General features: G+C 47.9%; 12 protein-coding genes. 6 read left to right on the forward strand and 6 right to left on the reverse strand.

The window, feature by feature from the left end; all coding sequences use genetic code 11:
* Positions 1-9: 9 nt before the first annotated feature.
* Entirely contained in the window at positions 10-741 is a 732-nt protein-coding gene (gene kdsB / locus F4X88_16450; GenBank protein ID MYA57873.1) for a 3-deoxy-manno-octulosonate cytidylyltransferase, read from the reverse strand.
* A 171-nt stretch (positions 742-912) separates the two neighbouring features.
* On the opposite strand from kdsB, the gene F4X88_16455 reads away from it, so the two are divergent.
* On the forward strand, positions 913-1,776 hold the full coding sequence (locus F4X88_16455; protein MYA57874.1) for a LamG domain-containing protein: 864 nt from the start codon (positions 913-915) through the stop codon (positions 1,774-1,776).
* Positions 1,777-1,909: 133 nt separating this feature from the next.
* Here the strand turns inward: F4X88_16455 and F4X88_16460 are convergent, their stop codons facing one another.
* Positions 1,910-2,200, reverse strand: coding sequence for a helix-turn-helix domain-containing protein (locus F4X88_16460; GenBank protein ID MYA57875.1), 291 nt, complete (start codon positions 2,198-2,200; stop codon positions 1,910-1,912).
* Between the two features lie 281 nt (positions 2,201-2,481).
* Between F4X88_16460 and F4X88_16465 the strand changes: the two genes are divergently transcribed.
* From F4X88_16465 to F4X88_16485, 5 genes are all read left to right on the forward strand, one after another.
* A complete protein-coding gene (locus F4X88_16465; protein ID MYA57876.1) occupies positions 2,482-2,910 on the forward strand; it encodes a phosphatase PAP2 family protein in 429 nt (142 codons plus the stop codon).
* Between the two features lie 263 nt (positions 2,911-3,173).
* Positions 3,174-3,965 carry a hypothetical protein gene (locus tag F4X88_16470; GenBank protein ID MYA57877.1) on the forward strand — a complete coding sequence of 264 codons (792 nt, stop codon included), beginning with the start codon at positions 3,174-3,176 and terminating at the stop codon, positions 3,963-3,965.
* Positions 3,966-4,023: 58 nt separating this feature from the next.
* The gene (locus F4X88_16475; GenBank protein MYA57878.1) at positions 4,024-5,211 is read left to right on the forward strand and encodes an ABC transporter substrate-binding protein; all 1,188 of its coding nucleotides are present in this window, start codon (positions 4,024-4,026) and stop codon (positions 5,209-5,211) included.
* Between the two features lie 86 nt (positions 5,212-5,297).
* On the forward strand, positions 5,298-6,194 hold the full coding sequence (locus F4X88_16480) for a branched-chain amino acid ABC transporter permease (GenBank protein MYA57879.1): 897 nt from the start codon (positions 5,298-5,300) through the stop codon (positions 6,192-6,194).
* A gap of 1 nt (position 6,195) precedes the next feature.
* A complete protein-coding gene (locus F4X88_16485; protein MYA57880.1) occupies positions 6,196-7,194 on the forward strand; it encodes a branched-chain amino acid ABC transporter permease in 999 nt (332 codons plus the stop codon).
* Positions 7,195-7,233: 39 nt separating this feature from the next.
* Here the strand turns inward: F4X88_16485 and F4X88_16490 are convergent, their stop codons facing one another.
* From F4X88_16490 to F4X88_16505, 4 genes are all read right to left on the reverse strand, one after another.
* Complete coding sequence (locus F4X88_16490; GenBank protein MYA57881.1) at positions 7,234-8,265, reverse strand: VWA domain-containing protein; 1,032 nt, start codon at positions 8,263-8,265, stop codon at positions 7,234-7,236.
* 126 nt (positions 8,266-8,391) lie between these two features.
* Complete coding sequence (locus tag F4X88_16495; GenBank protein ID MYA57882.1) at positions 8,392-9,384, reverse strand: DUF91 domain-containing protein; 993 nt, start codon at positions 9,382-9,384, stop codon at positions 8,392-8,394.
* Positions 9,385-9,528: 144 nt separating this feature from the next.
* Positions 9,529-11,043, reverse strand: coding sequence for a glycerol-3-phosphate dehydrogenase/oxidase (locus F4X88_16500; protein MYA57883.1), 1,515 nt, complete (start codon positions 11,041-11,043; stop codon positions 9,529-9,531).
* Positions 11,044-11,147: 104 nt separating this feature from the next.
* Positions 11,148-12,614: a DegT/DnrJ/EryC1/StrS family aminotransferase gene (locus F4X88_16505; protein MYA57884.1), complete on the reverse strand. Its 1,467-nt coding sequence runs from the start codon at positions 12,612-12,614 to the stop codon at positions 11,148-11,150.
* Between the last annotated feature and the right edge of the window lie 168 nt (positions 12,615-12,782).

A 12,782-nucleotide genomic window follows, 5' to 3' on the forward strand; every position in this document is an offset into this window, starting at 1 on the left:
GAAATTTCCTTATAAAGCCTCCAAAATTTGTTTCACCCGCTCCAAGTCGGCAGGAACATCGACTCCGATGAGTGGCGTATCCGTTTCGACAACATGAATGGGGACACCGTGCTCTAAAAAACGCAATTGCTCTAATCCCTCCGCGAGTTCGTAAGGCGTGCTGCTCCACCTCGTGAACGCCAGAAGCTGCTCGCGACGATAAGCGTACAAGCCTACATGTCGATACACTGGGGATTTATGTAACGCTGTTTCATTGACCTGACCGGGCACGGACGCACGTGAAAAATACAACGCATCGCCCTGAAGATCCGTAACGACTTTAACAACGTTAACGTCTTGATAGTCGACAGCAGTTTCAACCCGCTGTTTTAACGTGCAAACTTGAATCTCCGGTCTGTCAATGAAAGGCTGCAGCATCAGGTCTATCTGGGCAGGTTCAAGCAACGGTTCATCTCCTTGGATATTGGCAACAATATCACACGTCAAACGTTCTGCAACCACAGCTACGCGTTCGGTACCCGTTGCACATTGCCCCGTCATCTCCACATTGCCGCCGAAGTGGGTCACGGCATCATAAATCCGTTGGTCATCTGTGGCGACAATAACTTCATCTAACGTTTTTGCGCGGCACGCACTTTCGTAAACATGCTGCACCATCGGCTTCCCGAGCAGATCCGCCAACGGTTTGCCTTCAAAACGGCTTGAGGCATAGCGTGCTGGAATAATTCCTACACTTTGCAACCTTACGTTCCCTCATAATATTTTATTTTTGACACTTTTTCCTATTTGTTCCTCAAGTCAGTTTAACGCAAACCGAAGTTAAAATCAAGATTTTTTTGGTTTTGGTTGCAGACCCGAATGGAAACGTGGTATACTTTAAGGTAAATGATTCGTTTGTAAAAAAGTGAAAGAATGGTTCATCTCAAGGAGGACCTGAAAAAAATGAAACAGAACCTAAAATTTACAATGATGGATTGTAAACTAATCCCTTATCTGGTGTGCCTACTCCTGATAGCGACTTTCTATGTAACCCCTTTGGCAGCTTTTGCAGCGGATGTTTTAGACCCGGATTTGGTGCTTTACTTCGATTATGAAGACTTTAAAGGGGATACCGTCGTTGAAAAATCTGGTCGTGGCTACGATGGCGCAATTAACGGAAAGGTCACACAATCCAATGACGGGAAATTCGGCAAAGCCGCCCACTTCGTAACCGGAAGTTTCCTCGACTTAGATGGACCCAATATCAAGCCTGAAGATATTCCGACTGAAGGTATGAGTATTGTGGCATGGATCAACGTCGAAGCCGTCGCAGATATGGCGGTTTTTAACGCACGTGCAGGTGATAATACATGGCTCGTCCATCCAGAGGCACGCGGCAGCGGCAAATTTCGCTGGCTCAATCGGAGTCCCGGTGGAGCGACTATCTTTGACATTCGCGCCGGGGATAACAAGGCGAATGAATGGCAGCATTACGCTGGCACGTTCAGTCGCGCCGATGGGAAAGCCATCCTTTACATCAATGGAAGAAATGTCGGTGAAGAAAAAGCACGCGTCGGCACGCCTATCGCAGGAGATTGGGACAACGGGGCACGCGTCGGTTATAACATTGACAACAACCGTCCCTTCGCCGGACTGATGGACGATTTCAACGTCTGGAAACGGGGTTTGACAGAGGAAGAAGTCAATGCCATTATGAACGACGGTGTTGAGGCGTTTCTTGCTGTGGAAGCGCGCGGTAAACTCGCAACCACTTGGGGACGGCTTAAAGCAAACTAACAAAACGGATAAGGGCTTAAATCACTTTTCCCCCAGGCGCGCTTCCGCAGCGCGTCTACTCAATTTGCACAAGCCTTGAAGCGCAAAGGACCCTTGGAAAATTGACCGATTAAATTGGAAATGCAGGAACGGGTTATGGATCGGAGGGCGTGGACGGGGGATCTGATTCCGATGCATCAGACTCCGTGTTCGTCTCTGAAGGTGAACACGTGCGTAGCACTTTAGCGAGATAGTCTTCCTGCGAAAGCAAATCTTGATTGGCGCGGAGACTCGCCTCATGGAACCGATAGCCATCTTCACCGAGTCGGTAGTAATATTGGAGATGTCCAGCACTGGCCGCCTGTTTCAGGTCTGCGGGTGAAATATCCAGCAGTGCCGCCGCCTCTTCTAGGTCATATTCAACCACGGCATTGCGTATTCGCATCTTTTTATCTCCATTTTGGTGTTGTAACCCGAACGCGCATGCCACTTAAAAATTATACGAATGTAACAAAATAGACGGAATCCAGTTTCATGACGCAGTATAGGTGTGCAAGTTATATCTTAGTCAAATCTCTGAAATCATGGCTTTTCTGTGCACTGGTTCTCTGCACTATTATAACAGGATCCGAAGCAAATGCCGAGAACTTTCTATCGAGATGGGATGAGACCCTCTTTGATCGTATCTATGATGCCCCACCCCGTCAGCAACCGACGTGGACACTCATGGAAGGGATAACAGAATTTGGGCATTATCGGGCAGTTATGGGGCTTTCTGTTCTCCTCATGGCATACGGTGATGAAGCACATCAGGAAACTGGCAGGCTTTTATCTTCCGCGTTCCTCGGGACTGGGTTGGTAACGTTTGGTATGAAGAGGTTGATTGGTCGGAAACGTCCCCTTGATGAGAGCTTGGGGAATCCAGCTTTTCCGTCTGGACATACATCCTTAGCGTTCAGTTCAGCAACGATTTTAGGGTGTCGGTATCCGAAATGGCGGATTCCGCTCTATGTTGGAGCAGGACTCGTCGGTTTTTCGCGTATCTATCTCGGACGACATTACACGTCAGATGTGATAGCCGGGGCAGCAATTGGAACAGCGATGGGAATGCTGGTTTGGCATCAGCGCGTCCCGCTACTGCAATGGGAATTTTAGAAGAACCATTTGTTTTTTTAAACATCATACCAAACCTGTAGCCTGCAACAATACGCAGAAATACGCAGAAATACGCAGAAATGCCCAAGCAAAGACCCCTATCAAAAACCCCAAGCAAAGACACGCAGGCGGATTTGAGAAAGGCACGTGAAGGATAACACCTATGTTGTTTAACCGCAAGGTAAAATTAAAAGATAAAATTAAAAGGTTTGACAAGAAAACACACGCGACGTAAAATATAATCACAAAGGAGGGTGAGACTGATGAATCGTCCGAAAGATCGCATCCAGTTCCGGTATCAGAGTATAGGCGGAATCGGCATGTTTCTCTTAATAGGAACATTATTAGTAGGATGTGCTGTCCCGCCGCACCCCTCAGTTGATGTCTATATGGAACCCATCGCCGGACGCTTTAACGCACATATCAATCTGGAGACAGGGGCGGCAACTGTGGAAAAAAAAGGGGTTGCCGTTACGATTAAACCGTTTGATGAAGTAGAACTGTTCGCACTCACCGAAGATTCGAGAGTGAATCCGTATCTCTTAGTTCAGAAGAACGGTGCCGTTGAGCCTATCTACACAGTGTTCGATATTACAGTCCATAATCGAGAAAACCGACGCGTTCTGGTTGACGCCGCAGCCATCCTCATTGATGAAAACGGCGGGCAATACGCCAATCTATCCAACGATTATTTCGACGCACTCTATGATAATGTGGATCTTTCGCAGCATGACACTTGGGAAGCGGGTTATCCTTACATGCCTGTACGGGCTGGGTTACCCAGCACCTACGGCTACTATCCTGACTATGGGTACTATCGGTCTTACATAGATGCCGAGGCACTGGAGTTGGGACGAATTGTGATAGAGGACCACATCTTTGAAGGGGCGAAGTTGTTCTCTGGCGCGAAACGGGGCGGTTTCTTAATTTTCGATCGGCTTGAGAGTGCCGCCACAGATATTCGAATTGTTGTCCCTCAAGTTCGGATTGTCCATCCAGACGGTAAAGAGGATAAATTGGAATTTAAAATTGACTTTAGGCAGGTCCTGCCGTAAAATAACGATAACCTTAAGGGTTGAATACAGGTTAGCAACGCAGGATTTGCTATTATTAATGAAGGGAGTACATAGTAAAATGAAGAATTGGCTTATTATATTATTGATAGTAGGGCTTATATCTGCTTCGGGGTGCCAAGACCAACAGAAAGAGCTTAAAGTCGCTGTAGCAGCACCCTTCACAGGGAACGCGGCAGCATTTGGCGAAATGATTAAACGCGGTGCTGAACTCCGGGAAAAAGAGATCAATGAAGCCGGCGGGATCAACGGCATGAAGTTGACACTAATTTTTGAAGATGATGCCGGTAAAGATGCCGAGGCAAGCCTTGTAGCAGAACGGATCGCCAGTAATTTGCAAATCCTCGCAGTCGTTGGACACTTTAACAGTTCCTGTTCATTGGCAGGTAAACCAATTTACCAACGCGCCGGTATTGTCGAACTATCGCCCGGTTCCACGAATGTGACTGTTTGTGAAGGAAGCGATTGGACATTCCGAAACTTGTATCGGGACGATTTCCAAGGGAAATTCATTGCTCGATATATTGACGAGGTCCTGACAGACCTCCAATCTGTTGCTGTCTTTTTTGATAATGATGACTATGGGCGAGGTTTAAGAAACGCATTCGTCGCGGAAGCCGAAAAAGTTGGGCTGAACCTCGTTGCCGATGAAGCGTATGAGCGGGATAGCACGAACTTTAAAGCACAACTCACCAGTATCAAAGCCAAAAATCCCGATGCTATTTTTATCTCTGGCCTCTATCAAGAAGCTGGCTTGATCGTCAAACAGGGACGTGAAGCTGGAATCACAGCACAGTTTTTCGGCGCGGATGGTGTGGATTCCCCCGATTTTCTCACGATCGCAGGTTCCGCTGCAGAAGGCACTTACCTAACAACGCCTTTTACCTTCGGTGCAGCGGGAGAGGATGCCCAACAGATGGCAGCCAATTTTGAAGCACTTCATGGTGCGACTCCCGATACGTGGGCGGCATTGACGTATGATGCTGTTGGAATGATTGCAGATGCCTTGGCAAAAACCTATAATCCAGAGGCATCCGTTGCGGATAACCGGAAGGCTATCCGTGACCATTTGGCATCCTTGGATACCCCGGAAGAAGGCTACAAAGGTGTTACAGGGTTAACCTATTTTGATAGGAATGGTGATACGGTTAATAAACCAGCTTACGTGAAAAGTGTGACAGACGGTCAATTTGTTGCAGCCGAGCAACAACTCCTTGAATTAGAGTGATTTTAAAACGGACTTTCTTCTTACAGCAATATACAGATAGAGAAACCAGAGACTTTCTATAGCCTCAATACCGGAAGAAGAAAAATATGGCCCAATTTTTGGAACAAATTATTAACGGATTAGTGCTCGGAGGCATCTATGCGCTCATCGCTGTTGGCTACACGATGGTTTACGGCATTATTCAACTGATAAACTTCGCACATGGCGAAATTTTCATGTTCGGTGCCTACATCGCACTCATGCTGATAACAGTCTTCGGTATACCGTTTTGGATAGCGTTGCCGCTGAGTATGGTTCTCTGTGCAATATTAGGCGTGCTGATGGACTTGGTAGCCTATCGTCCCCTGCGGAACGCCCCGCGTCTATCAGCGTTGATTACAGCAATAGGGATGTCCCTTGCCCTGCAAAACCTTGCTCGGATGATCTGGTCGGCTCGACCTCGTCAATTTCCCGCTGAAATTCTTCCAACAATCTTCCAAGGTCAAAATGCAATTTCACTCCCCGGCGGTGCAGCCCTACCGTATCGAGACGTGTTTATCATCCTATTGGCACTTATTTTAATGATTGCCCTGAATAGATTGATTCACCTAACCAAAATTGGTAGAGCGATGCGAGCATGTGCCCAAAACCAGGTTGCTGCAAATCTGATGGGAATTAAAACCAATCGAGTGATTGCTATAACATTTGCTATCGGTTCTGCTTTGGGAGCGGTAGCGGGTATAATGGTAGGCCTCAGCGAAAGTGTTACGCCGACGATGGGATACTATAAAGGGGTCGCAGCGTTTGCCGCGGCTGTCCTCGGTGGAATAGGGAATGTCACCGGAGCAATGCTCGGAGGACTCATCATAGGTGTAGCCGAAGTGTTTGGGGCCGGATACATTTCCTCAGGATACCGATTAGCCATTGCTTACATCCTCATGATTGCAGTCATTGTTGTTCGTCCTTCCGGTTTACTCGGAAAATCAACAGGAAAACGCGCGTAGCATGAAAAATAAACTGACACCGAAAAATATCATCTTTGGCTTATTCGTCTGTTTTCTACCGCTCTTAATGTATGGTATAGATGCCATATCCCTTTTCTTGTCAGGTTACGATATTTACCTGGGTTTGCCAAGTGGAGATTACATGTTGCGGATTATTGTCCGCGCCTATCTCTACATGCTCCTTGCAATTGGATTAAACATTGTGTGTGGGTTCACAGGGCAACTCGATCTCGGCTATGTCGGATTTTACCTGATCGGTGGCTATACAGCAGGCCTCTTAATGGCGCGACTTGGGATGACTTACTGGATTGCACTGCCCCTCGCTATAGTCAATGGGGCTTTGTGGGGATTGTTGCGCGGAGCCCCCACGTTGCGGCTCACTGGTGATTATTTCGCAATCGTCACCTTCGGATTTGCTGAATTGCTTTTTCGTGTCGTGAAAAACGAAGAGTGGCTCATTGGCGGTCCGAACGGACTGGTTCGGGACATTCCGCCGCCTGCCATTTTTGGAGTCGTGTTCAATCAGAATTGGCACAATTACTACCATATTCTCATCCTGTTGACTCTGGTCATCTTTATCACCTATCGACTCCAGCATTCTCGCGTCGGAAGGGCATGGGTCGCGATTCGTGAAGATGAACAAGCAGCAGAAAGTATGGGAATTGATGTGAGTCGTTATAAAGCATTGGCATTTACAGTGAGTGCAGCGATCGGTGCTTTAGGTGGGGCATTCGTCGCACAATTCCAAGTTAATATCAGTGCGCCATTCTTTGAATTTTGGGAGTCGATTTTCATTCTCTGTATGGTCGTCCTCGGAGGGATGGGAAGTATAAGGGGCGCAATGATAGGCGCAGCGATTCTTGGATCATTGGGTGAGATTCTGAGACCGGGCTTCATTATTCCATATCAATTTGGCAATGCCCGCTATCTTATCTTTGGGATCATCCTTATTCTCTTAATGCGTTTCCGTCCAGGGGGATTAACGCTCAAAAAAGCTTAAGGGTTATCAGATCGGGTCGCTACGCACCCCTTTCAAGGGTCAGTTAAGAGGTTTTCGTTTAACAGACCCTCTTGTGACTGATAGCCATCTTTCACAGATAAGCAGGATTAACGCCCCAAAGACAAATAATTGAAATCGTTCCTGATATTCGCCATCCGAACGGATCCTGAATTTCTGTTTTTCGAGCCGCGCCAAGTCTGCTGTTAACTGGGCAACCCCTGTATTTGCATGATAGTAACGACCGTTCCCGGCTTCAGCAATTTCCCGCAATTGATTTTCATCTAATGCTGTTAGGACGAGTTGTCCGTTGGCATCGCGCTTGTAAGGAGTGGTTGCCGTAGCAGTGCCTTGCGGAAGCGGAATCGGCACTGGGCGGACAGCCTTACCAATACCGACACAATAGATATGCACCCCTTCTTGGGTCGCCGTCCTCGCTGCCGCAATCGCCTCTTCACCGTGGTTCTCTCCATCTGTAAACAGAATCAGGACCTTCTGCCCTCCAAAGTCGGCATCTATCCCTGTTGTATCGTTCCGATTTGATCTGAGTCGAGGGGTCGCTGTTTCAATAGCAGTGCCGATACGGGTTCCGCTGTGGGTAAGCGTTTCGGCAGTTATCGCCTCCAAGAATTCTCTGAGAGTCGCACTATCGTTCGTCAAAGGACATACCACGAAACTCGCTTCAGCAAAGTACAGTAAGCCGACCCGGTCATCTTTAAGTGCCTCTAATAGTGAAAACATAATCTCCTTCGCGTGGGTTAATCGCCGAAGGGATGCTTCATCCTCCGCAAGCATACTGGTCGAAATATCCAATGCGAGCATGACATCCAATCGTTCCGCAACCGATTCGGGTTTGGCACCCCACTGCGGACGCGCGCTTGCAAATATTAGGAGCGAAGAACTCAGCAACAATAATCCCGCTTGAACCTTGTGTCGATGTAGGTGTGCCGGATCGACATTCCTGTAAAATCGCAGCAGTGCTTTCCGTTTCCGTTGTAATCCCAAAAAAAGCAACAGGATCAAAGGTGGCACTGCCCATAAAAAATGGAGGAATTCAGGATGACCAAACCGCATTTTTAATTATTCGCAAGGCGTTAAATCGGGTGTTTTGTGTATAACAGAATCCTGCTCAAATCCGCTTGTGCCGTTGTTGCAGGCCGCCATCTTGGGTAAAATTGATAGATAGCCATCAGTGGTCAGTTAAGAGGAGAGGATGGAGTTACGGACGCGTTCAAAAATCTCAATCGCATAATCGAGATGCGCTTTAGAAGCGATGTTAAAAGAGATACCGAAATTCTTGACTGTTACATTGGGCAAATTGGCTCGGCACTCGACAATATGGAGTGGTGTGAAGTCTCCGTGGACATCGACCCGGAAGTGGGTTGCCCTTCTTGAAGGATACGTGTCAAGCCACCAGTGTCCCCCGAAAGTCATCCTAAGTTTCGCGATCCGGGGTCGAAGTGTTGCACCACACGCCTCAACATATTCCACGAATTCATGGGCAATTTGCGAGAGTTCCTCATTCTCCTGTAGCATCTCAATAAACAATGGGAGTGTCATAAATCGCTGTGTGGTGGGTCCATAACTTCGTTCTTCCTCCTTAACGAGCGTCCCACCGAGAACGGTCTCAGTTGCGACTAAAATTTCGTCAGGGGCATGGTAGGAAAAATAGGAGATATAGGTGAGATCAAGCCCCAGAGCCCGTAGATATTCTGCAACCTCTAAGACGCGTGTGTCTACTCCCTCAGAAACAAGCACCAATCGCTGTTTTTGATTGAATGCCGATTTCCGGATGTCACCCGGCTCATAGCCAAAAAATTCGCTATGTAGGGCAGTGAGCGAGGAGAATTCTTTACCCTGTTGTTGGCACCAGCGATACGCGAGCGTCTCCAACGCTATAAAAGAGAGTTGAGAAACCCCGGCGGCATACTCTAAAATTTGTGTAATTGCGGTCCGAGAGGGTTTTCCACGCTTGAGTTCAATAATCACGCAATTACCCTGTCGATCGAGTGCCAGCAGATCAATTTTCTGTTTTGATGTGCTTAATGGCGGTTGCCTACTGATAACACAAAGCGGTTCACCGAGGACCAGCGTTGCGTCTTTTTCAAGCAGGTCTTCGAAGTCGCGTTCCTCACCAAAACGCAAAGGTTCCAGCTTCCCAAATTTCCGGTCTTCCCAACGATAAACTTCCATTTTTGACCATTGTCCTGCAGGTTTCCTCTATAGGAGATCTGCGCTATTGTAATTTATGTGATTTACGCTGATGATGAAATCTCCAATAATTAGGGAAATCACAGTTTTGACTTCTTCATGGAAATGAAGATATGCGCGGTTATTCTACAAATTAGAGTTTAACCAACGGATACGTTCCCGATATGCCTCGACCTCTGCTGCGATTCTGGTATCATTCCAATTATTTTTCTCGCCCAAAAATTGCGCAATTTGTGGAGCTATATCAACACCTTGGCCGGGCGTCCAACCGATCCGTGTCCGTCGCCACAGAACATCTTCAAGTGTGATTGCCATTTCACCCCAATAGGCATAGAGGAGTTCAGCCTTCGTGAACGGAAGAGAGGAGGTTACTAACTCCCCAAGTCCCGCATCTTCAGTGATAAATTTTTGAATCGTGCGATACCCTGCGCCATATCGCTTAACAAGACGCTCTGCATCCGCACCTGATGCCTCCCCGATTGCATTCGGCAATGGTTGAGTGGCAGTTTTACAGGCGCGTGGGACCTTTAAAAATGCGGCAAGATGGTTCACGGTCTCTTCCGCCATCTGACGATGTGTAGTGAGTTTTCCACCATAGAGATACATAATCCCACTTAGGCTCTCTGTAATTAAATGCTCCCTTGAAACAAAATCAGTTTTTGCGAATCCGTGCGAATGCTGGTTCACCGCGATGAGAGGTCGAGTACCAGCATAAGCGGCAATAATAGTATCCTTGTTGAGCCTCTTTTCTGGAAAGATTCGCTGTGTTTCTGAGAGCAGATATGTCACCTCATTCGCTGATGGGCGGACTGATGCTAATTCCTCTTCCGGTGTTGTTTCAGTCGTGCCAACAATGGAGGTATTGTGAGCACCGGGCAGAATAAAAATCACTCGCGGATTACGTCTCCGCTGTTTGTTCACTTGCGTGAAGGTTATCAGACCGTAGGCATTGTCGCCCTCTTTTCCATAGCGCGGCAAAAGGAGATGGATACCTTTCGCGTTTTCTGTCAATAAGCGCGAGGTGCCGTCGTAACTCGGATCTTTACGCCATATATGGTCGCTCCAGGGACCCGTTGCCGATACAATTTTTCGTGCCGAAATCTCAAAACGTTTTCCAGAAATAACATCTTCAGCAACTATTCTGTAAATCCCGTTCGCGGAATTGGCAGTCTCCGGTTTTCTCACAAAATCGAGAAAACGGACGTAGTTTGCGACAATCGCCCCGTGTTGATGGGCATCCTTGAGGGTCGCGAGGGTCAACCGAGCATCGTTGACCATACTATCCCATAGCAGGACACACCCCTTTAAGGAATTTGTGGCAATAGGTCCGACAAGATGCCGTATCTTTCGGACATCGCGAATCGCTATTGATTTCTCCGTTTCATCCGTTTTAGAGAGGCAATTGTAATAATGCGCAGCGAGTTGCATGCCTGTCAACGGATACGGATCACCTTTGTAGCAAAGAAGTGCTAACGGGATTGGCTTCACAAGATTCGGCGCAATCCGGCGAAGGATTTCGCGTTCCCGACGTGCATTTTTGACGAGTTCAATGTCCCGCTTAAGCAGATAACGAAAACCGCCATGGACGAGTTGGGACGTAGCACTACTCGTTCCGTTCGCAAAATCGCCTTGTTCAATCAAGCCTGCTTTGATACCACCGTTGAGCGCAAGGTCCCGGATTAAACCCGCACCGACGATACCACCACCGATGACTAAAACATCTAACGGTTCGGTCTTGAAGATTTCTATATTCTGGATACGCGTCCGAGCTGAAAATTCCGTATTTTTAATTGCCGACCTCCTATTATCAAGTGACTGTGTAAAGAGACTTTGCGAATAGCGTCCAGAATGCCTGACACAGCACCTGCCACGGGTTCTGTCAACAACGGTAAAAATATAAGCTGCGAACAGGTCTTTTCAGTCACAGGTAAATCCCCTGGAGTGTATGTTTCAAATTCCCCACCCATATCGTTGGTGCAGAGTGCGCCGCGACCCTCCGTGTATATATCAAGTCCTTGTGTGAAAAGTGGTAAGGTATGCAGAAGCGGATACGGATTACTATTCGTCGGAAACCTGCTCCCCGAAAATACAGGTACACCGTCGCCAACGACAAGCGGGTAAGGGTTATTGTTTGCCAAAACACCCTCTTTTCGGAGCGCCTCGGCAAATACGGGTGCCGGGAGCCCATGCATCTCTTCTGCGTGATAGTGGATAGGAAATCCAAAGAATCCCGCTGGTTCAGCACCTGAATATGTTTCAATAGGAGAAACACCCGGGATTTCTCGCAACCCGTCGGAGATTCTTTGAATATAGGCACGGCGGTTTGCATTGAGATTATCAAGTTTCTGCAGCTGCACGGAAGCAATACCGATTGCGAGTGGATGTGCACGAAATTTGACACCAAGCCCCATTGGTGGGAGATGCGTATAGCGTAGTTCTTCTACCGTCTCGCCAACGACATTAGCAGGACGATTGACTTGTCCGAGTAGACAAGCCCTCTCAAAAACCGTGACATCGTCGGTGGCAAGCATTCCACCTTCGCCCCCGCTAATCGGTTTACTTCCTTGCAAACTCCACGCCCCCGCCTGTCCAATGCTACCACACGGCACACCTTTGTAGGAGGCACCATGTGCGTGCGAACAATCCTCTATGACCGGGACCCCTGTCTCTGCGCTGAGTGCCATAAGCGCGTCCATATCACACACATTGCCCCACAGATGCACCGCCACAATCGCCTTGGTTCGTGGTGTAATACGCCGTCGGACATCAGCAACATCAATTAACAACGTCCTCGGATCCACTTCACAGAAAACCGGCTTTGCCATCAACGTCAACACCGGTGTAATTGATCCCATCCATGTATAGGTCGGACAGATAACTTCATCACCCGGGCCGACCCCAAGTCCAAACATTGCGCTGTGGAGTGCCGCAGTGCCATTGGTGAGACTCACAGCAAATCGGGTCTGGTGGCGTTCACACCAGGTTCGCTCAAATTCTTGAACAGTCGGGGATATACCGGAGAGTTCATTCCGAAGCGTCATCTCGTAAACGACTCGCGCCTCTTCTTCTGTGATCTGGCTCCACTGTTCCAACTTCGGATAGGGCGCATCAGACGTTTTTTCAAACACTGGGGTTCCACCCAAAACAGCAGGAAGACCAGGGGCGGTGGACTCATTTTCAAGACGAGATAACTTTGCTCTGTTTGTCTCCATAGCGAATCATTCCTGCCTTTTTCCTCATCAATGCATTGTTTTAATCCGACACCTGTGTTATGCTAACAGGTATATGGCTCGGAAACCTAATATCACGTATAATACCACGTTTTTTAGGCTTTTGTCAAATTTCAGCAGTTTTTGAACTGTTAACACTTGTGTTCCTCT

Source organism: Candidatus Poribacteria bacterium, assembly GCA_009839745.1.
Taxonomy (GTDB): domain Bacteria; phylum Poribacteria; class WGA-4E; order WGA-4E; family WGA-3G; genus WGA-3G.